The organism is Microcoleus sp. MON1_C5, assembly GCF_036701875.1.
In the GTDB taxonomy this organism is placed as follows: domain Bacteria; phylum Cyanobacteriota; class Cyanobacteriia; order Cyanobacteriales; family Microcoleaceae; genus Microcoleus.
Genome location: NZ_JAUBRN010000009.1, coordinates 35,561 through 60,758, shown reverse-complemented (window position 1 = coordinate 60,758; position 25,198 = coordinate 35,561). Strand labels below are relative to the sequence as shown.

14 protein-coding genes are annotated in these 25,198 nt (G+C 46.7%); 10 read left to right on the top strand and 4 right to left on the bottom strand.

The features are described 5' to 3' along the window. Positions 1–290: 290 nt before the first annotated feature. From QUA71_RS06595 to QUA71_RS06570, 6 genes are all read left to right on the top strand, one after another. Positions 291–1,487 (top strand): DnaJ C-terminal domain-containing protein, encoded by a 1,197-nt coding sequence (locus QUA71_RS06595; protein ID WP_333283466.1) that lies wholly within the window; start codon positions 291–293, stop codon positions 1,485–1,487. 384 nt (positions 1,488–1,871) lie between these two features. Further along, entirely contained in the window at positions 1,872–4,307 is a 2,436-nt protein-coding gene (locus QUA71_RS06590; RefSeq protein WP_333283464.1) for a dynamin-like GTPase family protein, read from the top strand. Positions 4,308–4,391: 84 nt separating this feature from the next. Next, positions 4,392–4,595 (top strand): hypothetical protein, encoded by a 204-nt coding sequence (locus QUA71_RS06585; RefSeq protein ID WP_333283462.1) that lies wholly within the window; start codon positions 4,392–4,394, stop codon positions 4,593–4,595. Next, positions 4,558–4,944: a type II toxin-antitoxin system PemK/MazF family toxin gene (locus tag QUA71_RS06580; RefSeq protein WP_333283460.1), complete on the top strand. Its 387-nt coding sequence runs from the start codon at positions 4,558–4,560 to the stop codon at positions 4,942–4,944. The genes QUA71_RS06585 and QUA71_RS06580 overlap by 38 nt, the downstream gene beginning before the upstream one ends. A 28-nt stretch (positions 4,945–4,972) precedes the next feature. After that, complete coding sequence (locus QUA71_RS06575; protein WP_333283459.1) at positions 4,973–5,410, top strand: KGK domain-containing protein; 438 nt, start codon at positions 4,973–4,975, stop codon at positions 5,408–5,410. A gap of 50 nt (positions 5,411–5,460) precedes the next feature. Further along, on the top strand, positions 5,461–5,706 hold the full coding sequence (locus QUA71_RS06570; RefSeq protein WP_015179287.1) for an HNH endonuclease: 246 nt from the start codon (positions 5,461–5,463) through the stop codon (positions 5,704–5,706). 267 nt (positions 5,707–5,973) lie between these two features. On the opposite strand, the gene QUA71_RS06565 is transcribed toward QUA71_RS06570, so the two are convergent. After that, the gene (locus QUA71_RS06565) at positions 5,974–9,786 is read right to left on the bottom strand and encodes a sugar-binding domain-containing protein (protein ID WP_333283458.1); all 3,813 of its coding nucleotides are present in this window, start codon (positions 9,784–9,786) and stop codon (positions 5,974–5,976) included. 229 nt (positions 9,787–10,015) lie between these two features. Here QUA71_RS06565 and QUA71_RS06560 point away from each other — a divergent pair, with 229 nt between their 5' ends. The 3 genes from QUA71_RS06560 to QUA71_RS06550 all read left to right on the top strand — a co-directional run bounded on the left by QUA71_RS06560 (position 10,016) and on the right by QUA71_RS06550 (position 21,829). Beyond that, on the top strand, positions 10,016–15,523 hold the full coding sequence (locus tag QUA71_RS06560) for a PAS domain S-box protein (RefSeq protein ID WP_333283456.1): 5,508 nt from the start codon (positions 10,016–10,018) through the stop codon (positions 15,521–15,523). Positions 15,524–16,270: 747 nt separating this feature from the next. Beyond that, positions 16,271–20,401 (top strand): ATP-binding protein, encoded by a 4,131-nt coding sequence (locus QUA71_RS06555; RefSeq protein WP_333283454.1) that lies wholly within the window; start codon positions 16,271–16,273, stop codon positions 20,399–20,401. A gap of 105 nt (positions 20,402–20,506) precedes the next feature. Next, positions 20,507–21,829 (top strand): response regulator, encoded by a 1,323-nt coding sequence (locus tag QUA71_RS06550; protein ID WP_333283453.1) that lies wholly within the window; start codon positions 20,507–20,509, stop codon positions 21,827–21,829. A gap of 301 nt (positions 21,830–22,130) precedes the next feature. Here QUA71_RS06550 and QUA71_RS06545 read toward each other — a convergent pair whose 3' ends face one another. Then, positions 22,131–22,670, bottom strand: a complete 540-nt coding sequence (locus QUA71_RS06545) for a GIY-YIG nuclease family protein (RefSeq protein ID WP_333283451.1) — start codon at positions 22,668–22,670, stop codon at positions 22,131–22,133. 59 nt (positions 22,671–22,729) lie between these two features. Then, positions 22,730–23,056, bottom strand: a complete 327-nt coding sequence (locus QUA71_RS06540; protein WP_333283449.1) for a hypothetical protein — start codon at positions 23,054–23,056, stop codon at positions 22,730–22,732. Positions 23,057–23,420: 364 nt separating this feature from the next. On the opposite strand from QUA71_RS06540, the gene QUA71_RS06535 reads away from it, so the two are divergent. Then, positions 23,421–24,221 carry a hypothetical protein gene (locus QUA71_RS06535; RefSeq protein ID WP_333283447.1) on the top strand — a complete coding sequence of 267 codons (801 nt, stop codon included), beginning with the start codon at positions 23,421–23,423 and terminating at the stop codon, positions 24,219–24,221. Between the two features lie 94 nt (positions 24,222–24,315). Here QUA71_RS06535 and QUA71_RS06530 read toward each other — a convergent pair whose 3' ends face one another. Then, on the bottom strand, positions 24,316–25,179 hold the full coding sequence (locus tag QUA71_RS06530) for a sulfite exporter TauE/SafE family protein (protein WP_333283445.1): 864 nt from the start codon (positions 25,177–25,179) through the stop codon (positions 24,316–24,318). Between the last annotated feature and the right edge of the window lie 19 nt (positions 25,180–25,198).

Here is a 25,198-nt window from a genome sequence, read left to right as displayed (position 1 = left end):
TCGTATGGGCGATCGTATGGGCGATCGTATGGGCGATCGTATGGGCGATCGTATGGGCGATCGTATGGGCGATCGTATGGGCGATCGTAGAAGCAGTGCTAATCGCCCGAGTCGCCCTTATCAAAATCAAAGCGACGATTGGGATGATGACGACGATTGGCTCTAATTAGTGGTTAGTCATTAGTCCCTAGTCATTAGTCCCTAGTTTGAAGCAGGGAAGCAGCATGACTAATGACTAATGACTAATAATTAATAACTAATGACTAATAACTAATGACTAATGACTAACTATGCAGAATTTTCGCAATTACTATCTAATTTTGGGAGTACCCAAAGATGCCACGGCTGATGAGATAAAAAAAGCCTATCGACGGCTAGCCAGACAGTTGCACCCTGATGTAAATCCAGGTGATAAATCTGCTGAAGATAGGTTTAAGGATATTAATGAAGCTTATGATATTCTTTCCGATCTCGACAAGCGCGCTCAATACGATCAGTTTAGTAAATTCTGGAAACAAAAGGGATTTCAAGGAAAGCAAGGGGTGCGACTTCCCAATTTCAAAACTTGGGGAAACAGTAAAACTACCCGCAAAAAACCGACCGAAGAGGTCGATTTTAGTGATTACTCGGATTTTAATAAATTTCTCGACCAAGTGCTCGGAAGACGCCGGGAAGTGAGGATGGCGACAGCGAATGATGCAGCGGGAGTAACCTCCTCTGAACCGTGGAGTACGGCTTCTAAGAAAACGAGTTATGTTGCTAACTCTCGCCCACCTAGAAGGGATTTGGACGAGCGCGAAATGCGACGAGATTTCGACGATCGCGAAATGCGACGGGATTTCGATGATCGCGAAATGCGACGAGAAACAGTCGATCGAGAAATGCGACGGGAGATAGTCGATCGCGAAATCAGAAGGGATATAGCCGATCGCGAAATGCGACGCGAAATTAGGGAAACAGTCGATCGCGAAACGAGAAGAGACATTGAGGCCAGGCTAACTCTGCCTTTGGAAAGGGCTTATTCGGGCGGTACTGAGCGAATTCGTCTGGAAGATGGGCGAGCGATCGAGGTGAATCTGCCTCCTGCTATGGTATCAGGCCAGCGGATTCGCTTGCGAAATCAAGGTATGGGCGGCGGGGATTTATATTTGAAAATCACGGTTTCTCCTCATCCATTTTTTCGATTGGAAATGTCGGATATTTGCTGCGAATTGCCTCTGACTCCCAGCGAAGCGGTGTTAGGCGGAGATATTGAAGTACCGACGCTGGATGGCCTGGTAAAGATGAAATTGCCACCGGGAGTAACCTCTGGAAAGCGGTTGCGGCTGGCTAACAAGGGCTATCCGACGGGAAATGGCGATCGGGGCGATCAATTGGTAGAAATTCAGGTGTTAATTCCCAAAGAAATTAGTGAGGAGGAACGGGAATTATACGAAAAGTTGCGGCAAGTTGAGTCTTTTAAACCGCGTCAGGATTTATCGGTTTAATGTAGAGTACGCAATGCGCCAGTTTAATTTTGTAGGGGCGCAATAATGCGTGCCTTACTACTAATCGTGTACGAAAAATTAGGAGATGCTTGGCTGAATTTTACTGACATATCAGATTTCGCCACTTGGCTGTAAATAGATGATATCAAGTCCGTGGGTATACCAATTATTCATCTCTCTCTTCTCTAACTCAGCGCCCTCTGCGGCCTCTGCGGTTTAATAATTCCGAAACAACCGTAAACGATAGGATTTGTCGCCAGAATAGCCGATCGCACTTTCAGCAATCCTGAATCGCATAAGTAAAATTACTGTTGTGATTATTCCTGAACTAGCAGAGAATTAACAATAAGGTAATTTTCCCCCAATCAGGAGCAGTCTGCCGCCATGACTCAAATGCCCCCTCAATGCACCAGTCTGCAAGAGCAAGTTGATTCTTTAGTGCAACTGCTGCGTCAGGAATCGTCTTTGCGACAACAAGATATCACGGCGGTACAAGCTTCTCTAAAAAAGGCAATTTCTCCTGAGTTTGAAATTGTGTTTGCTGGCGCTTTCAGTGCGGGAAAATCTATGCTGATTAATGCTTTGCTGGAGCGAGAATTGCTCTACAGTGCAGAAGGACACGCGACAGGTACGGAATGTTATATCGCCTTTGCTGAGCCGGAAAAAGAGCGCGTTGTTCTCACTTTTTTGAGTGAATTTGAGATTAGCCAGCAAGCTTCTGTGCTTTGCCATCAGTTAGGTTTAACTACTGAACTTAATATTAATCAAACAGATGTAGTGTCGCTGTTGTCTCAGGGATGTAACATAATTATTCAAACGGAAGGCGGTGAAAATAAATCCGAGCTAGCCAAAAAAGCTAAGGCTTTGATGCTGCTGTTAGAAGGTTTTGAGGCCAATCGCGAGCGCATCCAAACTCTCGAAAACGCTACCTACTCGATGGAACAGTTTAACTTTTCCAATCTCAAGGAAGCTGCTAGTTATGCGCGTCGCGGTAGTAACAGTGCTGTACTCAAGCGAGTGGAATATTACTGTTATCATCCCTTGCTACAAGATGGGAATATTATTATCGATACGCCGGGAATTGATGCGCCGGTGCAGCGGGATGCAGAATTGACTTATGATAAGATTGAAAGCCCCGATACTTCGGCAGTTGTCTGCGTTTTGAAAGCGGCTTCGTCTGGGGAAATGACGACGGAGGAAACCGAGTTGATGGAAAAAACACGGGGAAATCCGGGAATTCGCGATCGACTGTTTTACATTTTCAACCGCATCGACGAAACTTGGTACAACACGCAACTGCGACAGCGCTTAGAAAATCTGATTAATTCCGACTTTCGCGATACTGCGAGAGTTTATAAAACTAGCGGATTGTTGGGATTTTACGGGAGTTTGATTCGAGGGACAACAGGGCGCGATCGCTTTGGTTTAAATACAATCTTTGCCAGCAGTCAAGGGCGAGTTTCTGGAGATGATAAATTAGATTCAGAATTGCTGGGTAATAGTGAAGAAACCCCGCAATTTGTTAGTGAATTTAATCGCTACTGTGCGAATTCCGGTAAGCTATCTCCGAGCAAATTTCGCATTTCAGTTAACAGCTACGAAACACCCAATGAAAACTACGTGCGGATTCTTGCAGAGCAAGGACAACCATTAATTGGTCAATTAATTCAAGATAGCGGGATCGAAGATTTTCGCACAGCCATCACCCGGTACCTCACCGAAGAAAAACGCCCGCAACTGTTCAAAAATTTAGCTGACGACTTAGAAGACTTGTGCATTCAACTGCGGAAACATTACCAAACTATTCAGCGGAATTTGGACAGCCAGCCCCGCGAAATTGAAGCAATGAAAGCACAAGAACTTTTGCGGCTAAATCAAGAATTGCAGCAAGTCGGACAGGATTTTAGGGAACATATCGCCGAAGAAGTCAATGAAATGATTATGAATAAATGCGATATTTTCGATACAGACTTTCGGCAATTGCAATCTCGGATGATCCGGCGCTTGGATGAATTGTTAGATGGATTTTCTGTTGAGGCGGCTTACGGACGCACCTTGCGGAATCATCCCCGCAATGCGACAGCACCTTTAATTGCTGTTTTAGTTGAAGCACTTTATTATTTAGCGAATCAGTTGGAAGATATTTTAGTAGAGGCTACTAAGTCACTGGTTGATAATTATTTCCAGTATTTGAAAGATAGCGTTCGCAAGTCTGAATACTATCGATTACTTTATCGGTTGTTGGGGAACGACGGAGGAATTGAACAGCAGTTAGAGGAGTTATCAAAGCGGGTTTCGGATGCTTTGGTAAATGCGGCGGGCGTTGAGTGCGATCGCTACGTGCGAGAAAGTCCCCGTTTTTACGACGAAGGCACATTTTCGATTTATCAATTCCGGGAAACATTGCAGCAAACTTCTCAAGGTTACGACTGCGAAAACATGGTGGACGCCCAATCGGCAATTCGGCAATTATTGCGCCTGGATTTTGAGCCGAAAGTATCTAGAACTATTCGGCAAACTTTCCGCCAAACTGTCAACCAAACCCTGAAAGAGCATTTGTTGCCGCTGGCCCAAAAGCAAGCTGATGATATTTTGCAGAAATACAGTCAAGCCCGCGATTATTTGGAGCAAACTTTGGCACAGGAAGCTGAGGAAAAGATTGCTGGGAATCTGCGGCGGCAAGCTGAGAATGAGCAGAAGATTCAAGAGTACGATCGGGCGGTTTCTGGAATCAATAGTTGTTTGCAGGCGATGAAGTTGCACGAGCATTTGTTGCCTGTAATTGCACAAAATGATAGCGTTTCCGTGGATGGTGAATGATTGCAATTTTTGCGAATAGAAGTCGTCGCTATCTTGATTCTGTTTATTGTGCTATAATAGCTAACAAAGAGCGACTTTAATCCTATGAACATTCGCCAAAAACTTTTAACAATAATCGAACAACTTCCAGAGGATAAGTTAGCAACACTTCTGAAGATAGCCCTATTCTTGAAAAGTGGGAAAGAATCTGTTCAACCGATGCTTGTATCCCAAGCTTATCAAGATTGGCTGAGTGCGGAAAATGACATTTATGACGAACTATTTGCCGATGAACTTACGGCGCGGTGATGTAGTGTTGGCTCAAGTGCCAATGCCTTCTACTCAGCTAACACAGTTTAAACTGCGTCCGGCTGTAATAATTTCGGCAGATAATCTCAACCAAATTATTGACGATGTGATGGTGATACCTTGTACCTCTAAGACAACTCGCCCTTTGACGGCAGTTCAATATTTGATAACAGGAGATGAAATTGTATTAGCTGGTATTAGAGTTGAGTCGGTAGTTAGGTGCGAGTCTATTTTTACCCTTAACAAGTCAATGATTACCCGGAAACTCGGTTCCCTTTCAAATGAGGCTATAAACCACGTTAATCGCTGTTTGATGATAGCTTTGGAATTAGAAAGAGTAGTAGATTAAATAAGGCTAACGCGAGGCTGGCAAGAATATGGAAAATAAATTTGATTTTCACAACTGTGGTAATGATGATGCTTTATCTTTTGGTAACGCAATGCTTAAAGTAGGAAAACTCAAGGAAACAGTAGTAAATAGAGTTTTACCTGAGTATGGGTTAGGAGAGACACTCAATAAATCGTTAAAAGAACAGAACTTAAATATCGATGTACCTCTTGACACTCGCCAAAAACGTTTTTCATATGAGAAATGGTTTGGTGAAGGTATAGATTGTGAAATTCTCAGAGTGGGTGTTAATGGCTGGAAGAAAGGAAAGATTAAGCTCAAACTCAATGTCACTATAGAGTTTTGCCCAGATGAACCCGAAGTCGAAGAAACACCAGAAAACAACGAGTCAGAAACTAGCCAACCAGAATCTCCCCTCGATGATTTGCGCCGCCAACTTCTCAATCAAGAAAACTCACCCAGCTAATCCATCAAACATCCGCGTTAATTCGCGTTCATCTGCGGTTAAAAATCATCATGTCTAAAACCCCTAGAATCCCCATTCCCCCAGAAGTCAGAAAATACGTATTTACTCGCAATAAATACCAATGCCAAAGCTGCGGCCAAACCAAACTAGAAACCCAACTGACGATCGATCATATCATCCCCCTAGCGCGCGGCGGCAGCAACGACATCAGCAACTTGCAAACCCTCTGCGGCACCTGCAACCAAAAGAAAACAGACAAATTAGACCCGCGCTTCAGGCGACACTTTGACCTTTGATATTTAACAGTATAATAAAATCAGTAATTTAAGCTTGAAATTGCTAACCTCTGTTCGAGCGCACTTTTAATCCCTAGCTTGGATAACTGCAATGGTGACAAATGGCACCATTGTCAAGAACAGGCAAGATGCCTGTTCCACAAGAAAATTTATCTCTTGTGGAACAGGCATCTTGCCTGTTCCTAAGCAAGTAATTGAGAATGGTGCAACATCTCAGTTACATCCGTTACATCCGTAGAGCGAATCCGTTGCTAAACTTCCTTCTTCCTACCATCGATAATACCGATAAGGATCATCCCCATTCTCAAAATCCGTCTTGTAATCCCAGTGATAAAACTCCCGACTCGAACCGTTAAACACAGAACCATCCGCTTTAAAACTCGCCCCTAAATTAGCCAAAATCTGAGCATTTGCCCTGGTTTGCCGCCAGCGAGTAAAACGCAAATAAGTCTTAGTATCCGCATTCAAACTGTCCGGTTCAATCTGAGAAAAAATCGCCACACCCTTGCCAACTTTTACCCGACTTAACAAACCGTCAGCACCGATTTCTCCCCCAGACTTAATCAACCAAGTATCATAAAAAGAGCGCGATCGCAAATCTGAAGCGCTAACCCCCTTCACCTCATCCCAACTCGGAACCGCCAGCGAACCCCCGAAATCCTGCGCTTCCTGCAAACCCACGCCCAAACCCGCAGCAGGCACTTGACGCGGCAAGAAAAACGCCTTCCCGCCAGCATTCAAATAACCGCGCAAATCTGCATCTTTCAGATTCGCTTCTGTCCCCACAATGACCAAACCAACATCATTAGAAAGCGAACTAGCGCGCTGATAAATTACCCCCAAACTGTCCAACTTTTGGGCATCTCCATCTCCCCCTATTAAAACCACTTTATCCGGCTTTCCAACCACCGGAGAATTTATCCCATAACTCACAATTTGTTGCACTAACTGCGCCGCCCCAGGATCTACAGAATAATGGTCTTCCAAATCCAACTCGTTTAAAATCAGCCGCCCTTTTCCGTAATCCAATTCCATCAGCGGCGAATAAGCTAAATCAAACTCAGATTCCAAAATGGGGCGCCAACCGCTGCGGTGCGGTTTCTCAATTGAAGCGCTACTGACACCGCCGCGATTTCCCCAACGCCAGCCGTACCAAGGTTTATTTGCCGGACTCAAATTAGGGCCAGTTTTGATCGTATCTGGATAAGCTTCAAGCAGCGTGCTTTCCCCAACCCAATCCCGCAAATCTTCACTGTCTAAACCGCTAATTGCGGGATGGTTGCTGTCAACTGGATAAGCGCGGCGGCTGACGTGGGCAGCAACCCGGAAACCCGTATTTTGCAGCCATTCCCTGCGCTGAGGAAACACAATTGCTTTGCCGCCGTTTCGGACAAAACTTTCTAAACTTCCCGGCAATTGTTGCCCGCTCGAAAACGCTTCCCTACCGATAATTAATAGCGATGAAACTTGCGAACCATTCCACGGTACAAGCGGATGACCTAACTGTTTTAACATTGCCGAGGTTTTGCCCGCTGGATCGAAGATTGTCAGCGTATCCTTGCTTTTGGCTTGCTTGGGAAAAACCCGGAAAGCAAATGTATCAGAATGCGATCGATCGCCCACCCGTGCACTCAAGCGAATTTCGCCGTCAGCCTTGCTAGAAATGGTATTGGGCAAATTTACGTCTATTGGGAAAAACAGCGTGCCTGCCGACTGAATTCTCCCTTTTTGCTCGCCTTTTTTTACTTCTTTCCCCCCCACCACAACCCGCCAATTAAACGAAAATTCTTGTGGCGCCCGCGTATCGTTAATTAACACTACTTGCTTTGCCAGTTTTCCGCCCACCAACAAATTGTGATCTTTCGCAGTAAAAACCGGGCTAGCACCAGCAATCCAAGCCAAAGTCGAGCTATTATTCTTCATAATTGCCTCGCCCCCAGGATGAACAGTGTAAGCTTCTGGCTGGTAATAATTCAAAAGATTATTCGAGACTTGCTTCAAATAAACTCCCCGGCGACCAGGTTGAAATGCCCCAATATCCACCTTATTTTTGCCAGCCTCGGAAACTTCCCAACCATGTCCGTCATTCCAAGGAATCATCCCCCCAGACATTCCAAAAGTCCGCCAACTCCGCCAAGTATTTGTACTGAATAACTGCTGCAACTTTTGAAAAGCTGGTGCAAAATCTAACTCTTTTTTAAAATGCCAGCTTTGATACTCCTGACCCTTGACAAATTGCTCGCGAATTGTAGCTTTATAAGCGGCCGTTTCCAACTCGTAAGCCTGCTTGCCAAAATAAATTGCCGCAAACTCAGTCATCCAAGGTTCGCTGAGAATCACCTGACCAAAACCTCTGCGGTTCCGCATCATCGTTGCGTGCAGAGGAGTCCCAAACTCGACTGCCATGTAGGGCATTTCCCCGGTTTTGCTCCACTCCGAAATCCACTCTTCCCGTTCTTGTAAGGGAATCATATTTAAATAAGAATTCAGCGCATAAACCTCGCCGAAGTTGGCGCCTTGGTGTACCATCACAGGTCTGGTTGGGTCGGCCGATTTAATCGCAGCTATAGCGTCATTTCCTAGGGGAGTGTTCACCCGCAAACGCTCGTTTTCGGAGGTACTGATAGTTCCTTCTACTTTTCTTTTGCCGATGCGGCGGGGATTTTGGTCGTCAGCGTGGCCGAAAAAATTAGGACTTGTCGCCCACATTAATACTGATGGATGATTGCGGTAGCGATGCATTTCAATCACCATTCGGGCTTTCCAGCGGTCGTTCCACTGGCGGTTTTTCCACTTGCCGTTCCAAGCGATAGGACTAATGTCTAAAGCGGGAGCCATAATTGGAAAACCTTTGAGGTCGGCTCTTTCGGAAAATAACTCTCGGAAGTGCCACCTACCGCGTTCGTCGTGGTTCCAAGGCCACATTTCTGTTATGTTAAAACCGGCTTTTACGTAGCCATCAATTAGGCTGTCAGAAACTTCTACTGTCCCGCCTTGCCAAGTATCCGAGTGCAAGTTTGGTCGCAGCCGAAATTCAGTTCCATTTAAGAAAAATTTGCGCCCTTCTATCCAAAATTCGCGGAAGCCAAAAGGTTGGTCGTATTGCGTGTTAACGCCGCTGCCTTTTACTTCTAATTGCAAGGTGTAAAGGTTTGGTTTGCCGACATCCCAAAGACGGGGATTTGGCCAATTCCACTGAACTTGTACGGTTTGAATGGGTTTAGCTTGAACCCGGGCAGTTCCGGTAAATTTTTGTTCGACTTTGCCTTTTTCGTCGAGCATTTGCGCGATTAATTCAACTTGACCGTTTTGGGCAACGTCTTTGAGTTCTACATCTAATTTAACTTGCTTTTTTCTGGTGGAAGTTTGGACGAATACGTCGCTAATCAGCGGGCCGGGGGGAAGGCTCAGAAGCCGTACCTCACCGATGATTCCCCGCGATTGCAAGTTGGCTTTTTCTGTGTAGATTTCTGTGGGGCCCATGATGACGGCTTTTTCCTTTTCATCGGATACTGCCACGACTAAAATAGATAGGGTGTTTTGACCTGGTTTTGCTACTTTGGTAATTTCAATAGTGCCGTAGGGCCATGGAATTTGACCGCAGTTAATGCCGTTGACAAAGATGACTGCATCTGTGCTGACTCTGGCTAAGTCGAGAAAAATTCGGCGGTTTGTCCAGTCGCCGGGAATGTCTATATTTCTCTGATACCAAGCTTTTGATAGTTGTTTACTGTTGAAGTTTTCCCAATCTTTGCCGCTGCCGCGAGTGATGATTCCGGGTACGGATTCGTTGTTTTCTTTTTGCCAGTCTCCAGGCACCGAAATGGAACCCCAATTTGGGGAGACGGGGGGGTTTTGGGGGTTGCCAACTGCGGGGACAAATTGCCAAGTTCCGTTGAGATAGATTTGGGATCGTTTGTTGTCGATCGCCCCGACGGCCAGGGTGGTAAGATTGGGGAAGCCGATCGATATCGCTGAGCTGCTACCTGCGTTGGGATATTGAAGCGCGTAACCGACGAATCCAAAGAGGGTGGCGGCTGCGAAAAATAACCCGATAATTTTTGCCAGCTTGTCATTCACTCGCTTATTGCTCCCAAAAATTAGATAATCTAATTTGTCCCTGGATCTATGATAGCAGTTGATTCAGCACCAATCCCGCTGCCAATCTGTCTCTGGGAAGATGGCACGCGACCCACAAATGTGGTTTTGTAGAGAAAAAATAAATACTTAGTTTTAACTAAGTTTTAACGAGGTTGTTTCATCGACATAAGCAATAGTGCGATCGCGCCATCGCTACAGGTCAACAAAAATGAGTTGGTTTCAGGTCTTGGCCTCACCCATTACATCCTACAAAATTGCTCTATTTAGTGCCAGCACCGCTTTACTGCTGACAACTCTGTTACTGTTTTCCTTCCAGGCAGCTCCTGCAATCTTACTTTTGGCCGCTGCAATGGTTATCGCTTGGTATGCTGGCTTAAATTCCGCAGAACAAAAAGTAGAAATAGAACGTAAGATTATTTCCAAAATAGTTGACACCACAGCTTGCTTGATTGTAGTTCTCGACAGCCAAGGACGGATTGTCCGGTTTAACCAAGCTTGCGAAAAAACTACAGGCTACTCGGCAGCAGAAGTAATCAATAAATATGTTTGGGATTTGTTCTTAATTCCCGAAGAAATAGAGCCAGTTAAAACAGTTTTTACAAAGCTCAAAGTCGAAAATTTTCACAGCGAATATCAAAACTATTGGCGCACTAAAAATGGGGAGCAGCGCTTAATTTCTTGGTCTAATACTGTGACTTTAGATGGCGAGGGCTGGGTGGAATATGTGATAGGAACAGGCATCGATATTACTGACCGCAAACAAGCAGAAATAGCCCTGGCTTTATCCTACACTAACCTAGAAAGCCACGTCAAACAACGCACAGCAGAACTAACAGTAGCTAAAGAAGCGCTGCAAGCTCAAGAAGAACGATTTCGCTGTTTAAGTTCGTGTTCGCCTGTCGGCATTTTTATGGCCGATTCCCAGGGGCGCTACACCTATGCAAACCCACGCTGTCAGGCTATTTGCGGCTTAAGTCTGACAGAACTTTTAGGAAACGGTTGGGAGAATTGCATTCACCCGGAAGACAGCGATCGCGTATTGAGCCGATGGCTGGATTATACTCGGCAAGGTGGAGAATATGCGATCGAGTATCGCCTGCAAACACCAGAGGGCATTGTGCGCTGGATTAACGTTTGTTCCTCGCGGATGTTCTCGGACTCCGGCGAACTCATCGGATACGTGGGCACGGTGAGAGATGTTACCGAAAGACAACAAGCGCAAGCAGCTTTGAAAAGCAGCGAACAGCAACTGAGAACGCTGCTAGAAAATACGCCAGATATCATTATTCGCGCTGACAAAGATCTGCGTTATATTTATGTCAATCAAGCAGTAGAAAGAAGCCAAGGAAAACCAATTTCATTCTTCCTGGGTAAAACCAGTCAAGAAATAGGAATGCCGCCGGAACAGTGCAAGATGTGGGAGGAAACCCTGCACAAAGTGTTAGAAACAGGTCAAAAAGAAATTATCGAATTTGAGGCTTTCTCAATCAACGGTTTCCGAAGTTATCAATCCCACGTAGTTCCAGAATTGGACAAAAATGGCGTACCCGAATCAGCCTTAATTGTCGCTCGCGATATCACAGAAATAAAACTTGCGGAAACTCAAAGATTGCAGTTAACAATCGAGCAAACAGCGAGGGAAAAAGCGGAAATTGAACAGCAGCGCTCGGCATTTTTAGCAGAAGTCAGCAAAATGCTGGCTGATGCGTTTGACGGGGAAACGGCGCTGCAAAAGGTAGCAGAATTAGCCGTAAATTCGATCGCCGACGGGTGCTGCATTCATTTGACCGAAACCGACTCAAAAGTGCGGCTAGTGGCTGTGGCTCACGCAGAGCCCTCCACGATTGATACTATTAATAACTTGAGAATCCGCAGTTCGATCGCCGAGAATGCTGTTAACGGCTATCCCCTGGTAATCCGCACCGGAACATCCGAACTAATTGCCGAAGTGGATGAGGAAATTTTAGCAGCAGGAGCCGACAATGCAGCAGAATTGGAAATATTGCGATCGCTCAATATCGGATCTCAGGCTTGCGTACCGCTGAAAGCCCGCGGGCGGGTAATGGGTTCCATTACTTGCTTTACCTCCAAGTTGGGCCGCCGCTACAGTGCAGAAGACATGGCAATGCTAGAAGACTTAGCATATCGCGTGGCGATCGCCCTAGACAACGCCAGACTTTACACAGAAGCGCAGCAAGCACTATCTCAAACATCGCAATCCTTCGCCTTAATTGACTCGCTATTAGAAGCATCTCCCCTAGCGATTTGCTTTCTGGATCGCGAAATGCGCTTCATCCGTATCAATCAAGTTTTAGCAGAACTCTACGGTTTGCCAGCCGAACAGCATATCGGTAAAGACTTCCGGGAATTGTTGCCAGAATGCGCCGCCAAATGGGCACCGATAATTCAGCAAGTTTTAGAAACCGGCCAGCCTGTTTTAAACTTAGAAATTAGCGGCGAACCTCCGGGAAAACCCGGATATTTCGGCTACTGGCTCGCCAACTACTACCCAGTGAAAAATGAAAGAGAAGAAATAATCGGAGTCGGCCTAATTATCACAGATATTACCGCAGCAAAACAAACCGAATTAGCTTTGCGGGAAAGCGAAATGCGCTTCCGCAGCGTGGTAGAATCTAACATAATCGGCATTGGTTTCTGGGATGCCAGCGGGGAAGTTACGGACGCTAACGACGCCTTGCTGGAAATGATCGGATATACAAGGGAAGACTTAGCTTCGGGACAGATCCGCTGGCTCGAACTTACGGCGCCGGAATATCTAGAACTCGATCGCGTCGCCCTCGCGCAAGTCGAAGCAGAAGGAAGTTGCGCGCCTTTTGAAAAAGAATATCTCCGCAAAGACGGCACGCGCTTCCCAGTTTTAGTCGGCGGCGGAAACTTCCAAGGATGCAAAGACAAAGGAGCATTCTTCGTACTCGATATCACCGATCGCAAACAAGCCCAAAATCAACTTCGAGAAAACGAAATACGCATTCGCCGCCAACTAGCAGAACTCGACTTAGTTTACAAAACCACACCAGTCGGGCTGTGCTTTGTCGATACCAATTTGCGCTACATCCGCCTGAACGAATGCCTCGCTGCGATCAACGGCCGATCGATCGCAGATCACCTCGGGCGCACCGTTAGGGAAGTAATTCCCGAAATGGCCGATATGGTAGAGCGGATTTACCGCCAAGTGCTGGCGACGCAAACCCCCGTGCTCGACTTGGAAATTAAGGCCGAAACCAAGCAACAGCCGGGAGTTTTGCGGGATTGGCAAATCAGCTTTTACCCAGTGAACGATGAATCAGGAACACTGCTGGGAGTTAGCACGGTGGTTGCCGAAATCACCGATCGCAAAGAAGCAAAACGGGTAATGCAGCAAAGCGAAGCCATATTCCGGCGGCTGTTCGAGTCAAATATTTTCGGAGTCGCGATCGGCGATTTTACCGGCCGCATCGCCTACGCCAACCAATCCCTGCTCAACATGGTCGGCTACACCCGCTCAGACTTGCTCTCGGGTAAAATGCGGTGGGACAGGATGACCCCCCCCGAATACCTGCACCTCGACGCCTTAGCGGCCCAAGAACTGCGGGCTAAGGGAGTCGCAACTCCTTTCAAGAAAGAGTACATCCGCAAAGATGGCAGCCGCGTGCCGATTCTGATGGGCGGAACCACTCTGTCCCCGGACGATCGCGAACCCGAGACGATCGTCGCATTCTTCATCGACTTGACCGAGATATCCCGCGTGGAAGCAGAACTCAAAAACAATCAAGAACGGCTCCAAATCGCTCAGCAAGCAGGCAAAATCGGAACTTTTGAATGGAACGTCCAAACCGGCGATATCGCCTGTACGCCGGAGTTAGAGGCTTTGTACGGGCTGCCGGCCGGCGCTATCGACAGCTATCAAAGTTGGGCCCAAATGGTGCATCCAGACGATCGCGCTGTTACCGAACAGCAGGTAAAAGCTGCGGGGGCGTCCGGGGAGGAATTAAACATAGAGTTCCGCATCTGCCGCCCGGACAAAAGCGTGGGCTGGATTGCTTGCAGGGCTAGGGTGTTTCAGGGCGATGGGGGTTTGCCTTTGCGGATGATCGGGGTGAACGTCGATATCAGCGCTCGCAAACAAGCAGAAGCAGCGCGATCGCACATCCATCAAACTTTAGAAGCCTTGATTCAGGCTTGTCCCCTAGCAGTTACCGTTTTGGACTGCGAGGACGGGACTGTGAAAATGTGGAACCCAGCCGCCGAGAGGATTTTTGGCTGGCCCGAATCAGAGGCGGTAGGTCAATTTATACCCAGCGTTCCCGCAGACAAGCGGGAGGAATTCACGGCTAATTTGAAAGGAATTCGCGAAGGAAACGCGATCGCCGGCATGGAAACCCACCGCCAAAGGAAAGACGGCAGCTCGATCGACATCAGTTTGTGGGCAACTCCAGTCCGCGACAGCAACGGCAATATCAACTGTATGTCGATCATCGCCGACATCAGCGATCGCAAGCAAGTCGAGGCCCAACGCGCTCAGTTGCTCGAGCGCGAACAGGCCGCGCGGGCGGAAGCAGAAGCTATCAGCCGCCGGAAAGACGAGTTTCTAGACACTCTTTCCCACGAACTCCGCACGCCTATAAATGTGATTATGGGCTGGGCGCAGAGGCTGCGCGCCCTCCCCTACACGGAAGATGATTTAGCTTGCGGTTTGGAAGCGATCGAGCGTCAGTCGAAGGTGCAGGTGCAGGTAGTGGAAGATTTGCTCGATGTTTCCCGGATTATTCAAGGTAAGCTGGTTCTGAAACCCGGCTGGTTCATCATGAAACCGACGATCGAGGTTGCTCTGAATTCTGTTCGTTTTGCAGCCCAGGCCAAGTCTGTCACCGTTTCGTCAGAATTGGACCCCGCAGTCAACTTGATGTGGGGCGACGCCCAGAGGTTGCAGCAGGTAATGTCGAATTTGCTGACTAACGCCGTCAAGTTTACGCCTTCTGGAGGAACTGTAAAAATGCGCTTATCTGCGGTAGCTGTTACCAATTCCTCATCACCTAATTACGTGCAAATTACTGTCAGCGATACCGGAAAGGGCATTTCTGCTGAGTTTCTGCCCTACGTATTCGATCGCTTCCGACAAGCAGACAGTTCGCTTACGAGGCATCAAAACGGTTTGGGACTGGGATTAGCGATCGTCCGGCACTTGGTGGAACTCCACGGCGGCACTGTGACGGCGGAAAGTCCCGGTAAAGACAAGGGTGCGACATTTACGGTGAAACTGCCGCTCAAACAGCGTCGGAGTCAGCAGCCGCAGTTGAGGGAGGAAAGCAAATTCCCTCAAATTCGTCCGGGTATTTTGGCAGGTTTAAAGGTGTTGGTAGTTGATGACGAACCCGACAACCGCGAGTTTTTGATTGGGGCCCTCGAACAGTTGGGGGCGACTGCGACTGCGGTTGCAACGGCTGCGGAGGCGATCGACATTTTACAGCAGTCGCCGCCGGATATTTTAGTTAGTGATATCGGTATGCCCATTGAGGACGGCTACTGGCTGATCGGCAAAGTGCGATCGTCGGAATCAGACAAAATCAAGCGCTTGCCGGCCGTGGCGCTGACAGCTTATGCTAGCGAAGAAGACCGCGATCAGGCGATCGCCACTGGTTACAACGAACATTTAACAAAGCCGATCGAACCCGCTCACTTCGCCACCGTTTTAGCCAAGTTAACAAATTTGCATTAGGGCGATCGGGCATTACTGCAAACTTCGATCTTCTATGGGGTCAATTACCCTTAATAAAAAATGTTTGTAGTTAGTAGTTAGTAGGTTGGCCCTTGAACGAAACCCAACACTCATTAATTGAATGTTGGGTTTCGTTCGAGGGCATTGGTGTCAACTTAGCCTAAAACCGATAGTCCGGCTCTTGTTGACACCCCAGCCTCAAAGCTAAAGTCCTCCTAGCGAAGACTGATATCAAATCCGTTGGTATCATAATTATTCATTTCTCTGTTCTCTTCCTCCGTGTTCTCTGCGTCCTCTGCGGTTTAATCCTTCCCAAACAACCATAAACGATATGAAAATAAAACTTTTAAACTCATTAGTCCTCGCTATGAGGACTTTAGCTAAAATTCCTGTGGAATTCATTCGCTGGCGGACGGGCTGACTGATAGATTTTCCGCTTAAATTGAAACCAATGGGCAATGCAGTTTCGCTACAATTAATCCGGCAATTGTTACATCTTTCATCGAGGAAAATTGATAATTATGGGGTAGGGAAACGGCATTGCCCTGTCCGACCTTGCCTATCATAAGTAGTGCAACCGGAATTTATATCATAGAAGCAAAATTTCGCATCCGCGTCCCATCTTCGCTAGTAGTTGGCTATATTGAACCGGGCGGAAAATTTCACAGTTTTTAGGGCGCGCCAATTGCCGGGAAAATCACGCTACAGCAGTTAAAATACGATTATCAGCGCAATTGGTTTACACCCATGCCCATTTATCGCTTCAACCGCCTAGCCGCCAAATTTTTCAGCAAGCTGCCGCTGCGAACGGTTCTGATTGTTCCGTTGGTTTTGCAAACGGTAAGTGTAGTTGGGCTAGTGGGCTATCTTTCTTTCCAAAGTGGTCAGGAATCAGTCGAGGATGTAGCGCATCAGCTAATCGAACAAGTAGGAGAGCGAATTAGCGATCGCCTCACGGATAATAATGGGCTGTCGGCAATCAATACCTTTCTGGCTGGGCTGCAATTCTCGGCTTCAGGACAAACTTTTATTATGGATCGATCGGGCAATCTGATTGCCACATCCACAGTAGAAACACCCTTGGTGGCGCCAGCAAAAAAGCAACCGACGCCATTGCTAGCCACCAACAGCAAGGATGCGCGAACGCGAGATATTGCTCGACAACTCGCCAACCGATTTGGCAACTTCCGCACGCTGCAAACTACTCAGAAATTTACCCTGGCGAGCAAGGGCGATAGGCAGTTTGTCCGCGTCACTCCCTATCGAGATGTCCGTGGTTTGGATTGGTTAATTGTGGTGGTGGTGCCAGAGTCTGATTTCATGGCTCCGATTCAAGCAAATACGCGCAACACATTGTGGTTATTGGCCGGTACACTGCCGCTGGCGATCGCGATCGGATTGTTGACTTCCCGTTGGGTGACAAAACCAATTATGCGCTTGAATACCGCTGCCAAAAATGTTGCCAAAGGAGAATGGGATCGACCTTTAGAAATTAAACGCTTGGATGAAGTCGGAGATCTCGCCAATTCCTTCAATTTTATGGCAGCGCAACTGCAACAGGCTTTTGCAGACAAAAACTCTTTACATGAAGCTTTAGCGCACAGCGAGAGCCAACTCAAGCAATTTATCGAAGCCATACCTGCGGGAGTATCTATCCACGATGCTTCGGGTAAAGTCGTGTACTTCAACCAAACTGCCAAGCATTGGCTCGGCGTAGAAACTATTCCCGATGCGACTTTAGAAGAAGCAGTAGAAGTTTATCAAATCTACCGCCAAAACCAGCTTTATCCCACTGAAGAACTGCCCGCATTCCGAGCACTGCGCGGTGAAACGGTATTCCTTGAAGATGTAGAACTTTATCGAGATGGGAAATTTATTCCTTTTGAGGTGCGCGCCACACCAATTTTTGACGAAGGCGGAAACATTATTTATGCCATCAATGCTTTTTATAACATCGCACAGCGCAAACACTCTGAAAAAATATTAACTGACTACAATCGCACTTTAGCAGCCGAAGTTTCAGAACGTAGCTGCGCCTTAGCTGGTGCTAACGAACTATTACAACATGAAATTGCCGATCGCAAATTGCTCGAGCAAAAACTTTACTCTTCGACTGAGCAATTTGTAAAAATATTTGAGTCGATTACAGATATTGTATTGATTTTTGATTTCCAAGAAAAAACCATCCAAATTATACCCACTAAGGGAATTTTTCAATACAACTATCACACGAATCAGATCGACTCCATCATGGAACAATTTTTTGATGAGGAAAGCGAGGAGATTTATTTCGCTCAAGTTCTACAGGCCTTGGAAACAAAACAAACTATTAGTTTTGATTACAGTCTGCAGATTAATAACCAAGAAGTTTGGTTTGCTGCTAAAATTTCGCCGCTGTCGGATAGCTCTGCGGTTTGGGTAGCGCGCGACATTAGCGATCGCCAGTTTGCCGAATCTCGACTGCTGGAAGCCCAAAAAATTGCCCGTATTGGCAGTTGGGAACACGATATCGCCACAGCAACAACCACTTGGAGTGAAGAACTATATCGCATTTACGAGCTCGATCCTACTCAAAAACCCCTGCCAACCGAACAATTAATCGAGCGTTTTCATCCAGAAGATCGATCGCGCTATCTGACAATGGTGCGCGAGCAAGCTATGTCGGGACAAAGCTTTGAAATTGATTTGCGGCTGATGCGAAGAGATGGCTCGCTCAGTTACATAGAAGTTCGAGGAAAACCGATTTATGATGAAAAAGGGCAGTTGATCCGTTTGTTCGGCACTGTTTTGGATATTAGCGATCGCAAACAAGCCGAGTCAGCTTTGCGAGAAAGCGCCCAGGGAGAACAAGCCATCGCCCGATCGATCGAGCGCATCCGTCAATCCTTAGATATTGACACAATATTCAAAACCACAACCTCTGAACTGCGACAAACCCTAAAATGCGATCGTGTCGGTATCTATCGCTTTAATCCTGATTGGAGCGGGGAATTTGTTGCCGAATCAATGGCTCCCGGCTGGATATCTCTGATCCAAGAAACCGACGATTGTAATGTGCCAAACACTCTCGTCGAACACTCTCGCTGTACCGTGAAAACTATGCAAGCCGGCGGTACACCAGTGCTGGATACTTATCTACAAAAAAATCAAGGCGGTATGTACGCTAGAGGCGTTCCTTACCGCATAATTGAAGACATATACAGCGCTAGCTTGAGCCCTTGTTACATAGAACTGTTAAAACAATTTCAAGCTACAGCCTACGTTATTTTTCCCATATTTTGCGGCAGTCAACTTTGGGGTTTGCTCGCCAGCTATCAAAATTCTGGACCCCGCACTTGGCGCGAAGCTGAAATCAATATTGGGCTGCAAATTAGCACTCAACTGGGAGTGGCCTTACAACAAGCTCAATTGCTCGAAGCGACTCAACAGCAAGCAGTACAGCTTCAACAAGCCGCGTGGGCCGCAGAAGCCGCCAACCTTGCCAAAAGCACTTTCCTGGCGAATATGAGCCACGAACTTCGCACCCCGCTAAACGCAATTCTGGGATTCTCGCAATTGATGCAGCGTTCGACCAACCTCAATCGCGAACAACAGGAAAATATCCGCATTATCAACCGCAGCGGAGAACACTTGCTCGCTCTAATCAATCAAATATTAGATTTAGCCAAAATAGAGGCGGGACGCATGACAATCAACCCAACAGACTTTCAATTAAGGAGCCTGTTGAACGATGTGCAAGAGATGTTTCAACTCCAGGCAAGGGAGCAACAATTGCAGTTAATATTTGACTGCTCTAGCGAAACTCCCGAATACGTACAAACCGATCAACTTAAGTTGCGCCAAGTCTTAATCAATCTCCTCTCTAACGCCATTAAGTTTACGAAAGAAGGAGAAATTAGGGTAAGAGTAAGTGCGGTTAGGGAGGGGGAAGCTCAGCAATTACCAATCAGTAATTACCAATTACATTTTGAAATAGAAGACACGGGTGCCGGCATAGCTGCTGATGAGTTAGATAAACTTTTTCAAACCTTTGTGCAAACCAAAACAGGAACCAAATCTCAGCAAGGAACAGGCTTGGGACTGGCTATCAGCCAACAGTTTGTCAAGCTGATGGGCGGCCTGATTACTGTACGCAGTGAAGTAGGACGCGGCACCACCTTCGCGTTTGATATCCCCGTCAGCGCCGTTGATGCCCCGGCGACTCAACCCGTAGAGCCACCGCGTCGGGTGATAGCGCTGGAACGCAACCAGCCGCGCTATCGTATTTTGATTGTGGACGATCGATCTGATAACCGCCAACTGCTGATCAAACTCCTCGCTGCCTTTAACTTTGAACTCCAAGAAGCCACCAACGGCATAGAAGCTATTGAAAAGTGGTCGAGTTTTGAGCCACACTTAATTTTTATGGATATGTGGATGCCCGTGATGGATGGACATGAAGCGACCAAACGCATTAAAGCCACCGTTAAAGGTCAAGCTACGGCAATTATTGCCGTGAGTGCCGGTAACGCCGAGGAAGCGCAAACCGTTACTGTATCAGATGATTGCGATGACTTTATCCACAAACCCTTTCGAGATACAGAAATTTTTGCCACCCTGCACAAACATCTGGGAGTGCGTTACATTTACGGTGAACCGGAGAGTGTTCCCGAGTCAACTTCAATCGAGGCTCCGACTCCAGAGACTCTGGCAGCTTTACCCGCAGATTGGCTGGCAGCTTTAGAGAAAGCCACAATTGAGTGCGATTTAGAGTTAATTCTGCTCCAAATTGAGCAAATGCGCGATCGCAATGACGCTTTAGCAAGCGCTCTAGCCGCATTGGCTAACGAGTTTCAGTTCAATCAAATACTAGCTCTCATCCATCCCGAACCAAAATAATAAGGATATGAGATAGGTTTGTAGTGAGTACGATCGTCCGAGGGGGTTTTATGAGGGCGATCGTACTCACTACAAACCTATAAAGGTTATTTTACGGAACTAAATATGAATTCCGAACCAACTCCCGCCTTAAAAGGGAATATTTTAATTGTTGATGATATTCCGGCTAATTTGCAACTTTTAGCTCAAATACTCTCGCAGCAAGGGTACAAAACACGCACCGCACCCGACGGCAAACTAGCGCTGCGGTCGATCGAGTTAACTCCTCCTGACTTGATTTTGCTCGACATCATGATGCCCGGTATGGACGGCTACAAAGTCTGCCAAGCATTGAAAGCTTCTCCCACAACCAAGGACATTCCGGTTATTTTTATCAGTGCTTTAAATGAAGTGTTTGATAAAGTCACAGCTTTTGAAGTTGGTGGTATAGATTATATCACAAAACCGTTTCACGAACAAGAAGTTCTCGCCCGCGTTTCAAATCAACTCGTGCAGCGCCAGTTGTTCCAACAAACACAATCCTATGCCAAGGAACTCGAACAAACCGTAACTGAACTAAAGAAAACTCAAGCTCAGTTAATACAGAAGGAAAAAATGGCTTCTTTAGGTCAGCTAGCGGCAGGAATTGCTCACGAAATCAACAATCCCGTCAGCTTTATCTACGGTAATATTGCTCTAGCGGCGGACTATGCGCGAGATTTGCTTCGCCTCGTCGAATTGTACCGACATTACTACCCCCACCCCGTTGCAGAAATTATCGGCGAACTGGACGAGATTCAACCCGAATTCATCGCAGAGGATTATCCAAAACTGCTGAAGTCGATGACAGAGGGTGCTTCTCGGATTAGCGAAATTGTGATGTCTTTGCGGAAATTCTCCCGCCTTGGCGAACAAAAGTACAAGCCAGTGGATATTCATGAAGGCATTGACAATACTTTAGTTATTTTGCAGCACCGGTTGAAGGGAGCGAACAAAGCTGGTGAGATAGAGGTCATTAAACACTACAGCCAATTGCCAAGAGTCACCTGTTACGCCAGTGAGTTAAATCAGGTGTTCATGAACCTGCTAACTAATGCTATTGATGCCCTGGAAACTCAACCGTCTCCCCGAAAAATTACCATCAGCACTTCAGTAAGTTCTGAGTCAGAATCGGCCCTGGACAATCAAGACTCCAAATTAGCCGCTCAAAACTATAAATCCGTTGTTATTCACATTGCCGATAACGGTTGTGGGATGAGTGAGGAAGTGCGCCACCAGATATTTGACCCATTTTTTACTACGAAGCCTGTAGGTCGCGGTACTGGATTAGGGTTGGCCATTAGTCACGATATTGTAGTGGAAAAACATCGAGGTCAAATCAGTTGTATTTCTGCTCCGGGCCGAGGAACAGAGTTAATTTTGCAGATTCCGATATGTGTTAAATCTTAATAAATTTTAACCTTTTAAAATTTAATCAGACCCAGAGAATATATCACATAGATTGTACGCGAGCATCTGTAGGGAAACGGCATTAAGCTGTCGCGGCACGGAAATTATGGACACGGCAATGGCTATTGGTGTTCCCTTAAAGTAAAACCGATATTCCGTCAGTCCGTCAGGGGTTGAAACCCCTGCCTCAAAGCGAAAGTCCTCGCTTCCGAGGACTAATAGATTATTCAGTCCTCTTTTAGAGGACATTCGCTATTAGACAGGGAATTCATTCCCTGGGGGAGTGCCGGGTGAGCGGTATTTACTTTAAATCCAGCAATCCGCTAGTTTTTAGCTTGGGATTAAACCGGATTTCTTCAGTTACGCCGCGAGCTTTCAACAGCGAGAAAATTTCATTTTCCACGCGCCGCGCTACATTTTTCAACAATTTATCTTTGGCAATTTCATCGGCAAAGATACCTTCATAATTTGCAACTTCTTCGGTAGTCATCACAGTTTTGGTGTCGATGGGATCGTTCCACTTGGCAGCATCGGCACCGTTACCCTGGGGTTTGGAACCGTTTTCGGCAATCCAACTTTCTCTAATGCTTTCTAGGATAGTGCGGCTGGGCTTGTCAATAGTTTGGACTTTCAGCCAGTAGCAATATTGGGTTTGGCGTACCAAATGCTGTTTGAGGCTGAGGTAAATGTCCCGAGAATAGCCGACAAATTGCAGGACTTTCTCGCTGTCAAAAATCGCGTAAACGCCGATTTTTCCCTGAACAAAATCGGGCAATTTCCCCTCGGAGTCTATGTATGGAATGAATTCTAAGCTGGCGAGAGATTGAATGTCTTCTGTCATCCGGTTTTAGATTTTAGATTTTAGATTTTAGATTTAACCACAGATTAACCAGCCTTTACCTAACTCTTAAAAACTCGATAAACGGCACAGAGGCGGCTGGGTTTAAATATTTTGGCTTGGAACATGAAATTAGGCGGGACGTTGACGATCGCAAAATCGCTCGATTGATGATACTTTTCAAATTCCGCAGGCATTCCCTTCGGCGTCTCGCTGCTGTAAGGGACTGGCTGAAAAAGTAACTCGGCAAACTCAATGCGCGAGCATTGCAATTGTAGCGCTACTTGTTTGACAAAGCTTTCACCGGTTAACAAACCGAACAGTGCCGTTTTAGCATCGGGTTCGAGGACAAAACTGCTATCGTAGCTTTCAATAATCTTGAGACCCATTTTCTGTAGACTCCTGACAGACGGCGGTTAATGGTTAACTCTTAAGCGATCGACTTAATCCTGAATTTTACCTGAGACTGACCGTTTTGAAGTCAGAAGGTATTCGGCAGGAGGTCAATCGATTTTAGATTTTAGATTTTAGATTAAAGAATTGAAGCATTGACCCCACGGATAAATTCGGGGCCTTGTTTGTCGGATACAGGTTTTTTATTTCTCCACGGATGAATCCGGGGGCTTGTATGCTGGATGCTTTCGGTCAATGAGAATACCACAATCCGGAAATTTTGACAAATAGCCCTGATTTATTTGCCGATCGCTTTTATCATGTCCCTATCGCCATCTATCCCACTACGACTAAAAGGCTATGCAGAAGATTGAAAAAGCATCATTCCCAGCTTTGAGAAGTGCCCCGAACCAGCCGGACTGGCTAGAATTGGCAGAATACGCCTCTGTGGCTGGTTCAGCAATTGGCACGATTACTGCTGTATTGTCGAACCAAATTCTCTACGCTGCCGCCCCCTTAACCGCAGCACTCTCGCTAAATCTCGCCAATCGCCAGCGTTTCGAGCAACAAATGCAACAAAAGGCAAATTCTGCCATCGCGGACGTACAGGCCGCAGTAGAACCTCGATCGCAGCAAGTTCAGATACTACCTGGAGAACCTGCAGAACTCTACACCGCCGTCTCCGACTTGCAGCAGAAACTCCTCGGCTTGGAATCCGGCGTCATCGCCGAGGTACAAGCTGCCGTAGCCTCCCTCGAACGCCAAGCGCAGGCGCTTCCGGCCGATTCTGAGGATTTCAACACGCAACTGTCGGATTTGCAGCAGAAAGTCCGCCTTTTGGAAAATAGCGCCCTGAGAGAGCATGATTGGGAAAATGTCAACGTCCGATTTTTATTGATGGGCGAAAAGTTAACTGAAGTTAAAACTATTACGGCTCAGTTGCAGGAGCGATCGAACGAAGTAGACTTGGATCAAATCCAAGGTTCTCTGAAGCAATTGCAGGATTTGCTCGATCGACCCACAATAGACACAGGGATGTTGCAAACCGAGATTCAGCATTTGCAGCAGCAAGTTTCCGAGTTGCAGAGGCAAAATCAAGAAATTGTCAAGCCTTATTTGCAGCGTCTGACTCGTGCCGTGAAGAAACTATCAGCAAATTAGTCTTACTTATTCATTTTTCGTAGGGTGCTGCGCGGGTACCTTCCGGGATTTTTTTGTAGGGGGCTCTTCTGCCGCGCACCTTACCAATTACCAATTACCCGTTACTAAATTTTTGCCAAGCTTGCCAGAAAACATAAATCGATAAGATTGCCAAGAGCGATCGAAAAGCTAAACTAACAATGCGATCGGGCAATCTCGGCAAAAACCGCGTGCTCACCTGCGCGCCCAACAAACCGCCGCCCCCCAGAATCAACCCCACAACCCACAAAACATTGCCGCGCGCCGCGTGTCCCGCCGTCGCCGAAATTGCCGTGATGACGATGACACCTAAGCTGGTTTGAATTGCGGTTTTAATGCTTTCTCCTAACAGCAAAATTTGCAGGGGAACCATAATTACGCCGCCGCCTACGCCGAACAAACCGGCTAATAAACCCGCAGCACTGCCGGTAGCAATTTTAGCAAAAGTTGGATTGAATAAAATATTAGAATTATTGGGTAATTCGTGATTGGTAATTGGTAATTGAGCCTTGTCTCCTTGTCCTGCTTCTCCTCTTAGTTCCTCTTGTTCTGCTTCCGCTTTCTTCTTAGCTGTCAGGTGCTTGCGAACTTCAATCAAATAAATATTGAGCCACAGCAACAACCCAAAAGTAAGTAACAGCAAGTAAGGCGGAAATATCCCCGCCAAATAAGCACCGATTTGTGCGGTAATGACGGCTGGAAATCCGATGCCTGCGACTTGGCTCAAGCTGAGGTAGCCCATGCGCCAATTCTGGATACTGCCAGAAATAGCTGTAATGACGATCGACAAACCGCTAGTAGCAACCGCTTGTACCGGGGCGTACTTGAGAGCAACCAACAAAGGTACGAGCACCGTACCGCCACCGATACCCAAAAATCCAGCTAGAATTCCGGCAAAAATTCCTGCAGCACCGAGAATCAATAATTCAGTGATAGTCATTAGTTATTAATCAACAGTT

Bases quoted from the DNA above. Each gene is read 5' to 3' on its own strand.
- QUA71_RS06555 (WP_333283454.1), top strand. From the start codon at position 16,271: ATGCCCATTTATCGCTTCAACCGCCTAGCCGCCAAATTTTTCAGCAAG.
- QUA71_RS06580 (WP_333283460.1), top strand. From the start codon at position 4,558: ATGACGAACTATTTGCCGATGAACTTACGGCGCGGTGATGTAGTGTTG.
- QUA71_RS06585 (WP_333283462.1), top strand. From the start codon at position 4,392: ATGAACATTCGCCAAAAACTTTTAACAATAATCGAACAACTTCCAGAG.
- QUA71_RS06535 (WP_333283447.1), top strand. From the start codon at position 23,421: ATGCAGAAGATTGAAAAAGCATCATTCCCAGCTTTGAGAAGTGCCCCG.
- QUA71_RS06595 (WP_333283466.1), top strand. From the start codon at position 291: ATGCAGAATTTTCGCAATTACTATCTAATTTTGGGAGTACCCAAAGAT.
- QUA71_RS06545 (WP_333283451.1), bottom strand. From the start codon at position 22,670: ATGACAGAAGACATTCAATCTCTCGCCAGCTTAGAATTCATTCCATAC.
- QUA71_RS06590 (WP_333283464.1), top strand. From the start codon at position 1,872: ATGACTCAAATGCCCCCTCAATGCACCAGTCTGCAAGAGCAAGTTGAT.
- QUA71_RS06575 (WP_333283459.1), top strand. From the start codon at position 4,973: ATGGAAAATAAATTTGATTTTCACAACTGTGGTAATGATGATGCTTTA.
- QUA71_RS06570 (WP_015179287.1), top strand. From the start codon at position 5,461: ATGTCTAAAACCCCTAGAATCCCCATTCCCCCAGAAGTCAGAAAATAC.
- QUA71_RS06540 (WP_333283449.1), bottom strand. From the start codon at position 23,056: ATGGGTCTCAAGATTATTGAAAGCTACGATAGCAGTTTTGTCCTCGAA.
- QUA71_RS06550 (WP_333283453.1), top strand. From the start codon at position 20,507: ATGAATTCCGAACCAACTCCCGCCTTAAAAGGGAATATTTTAATTGTT.
- QUA71_RS06560 (WP_333283456.1), top strand. From the start codon at position 10,016: ATGAGTTGGTTTCAGGTCTTGGCCTCACCCATTACATCCTACAAAATT.
- QUA71_RS06530 (WP_333283445.1), bottom strand. From the start codon at position 25,179: ATGACTATCACTGAATTATTGATTCTCGGTGCTGCAGGAATTTTTGCC.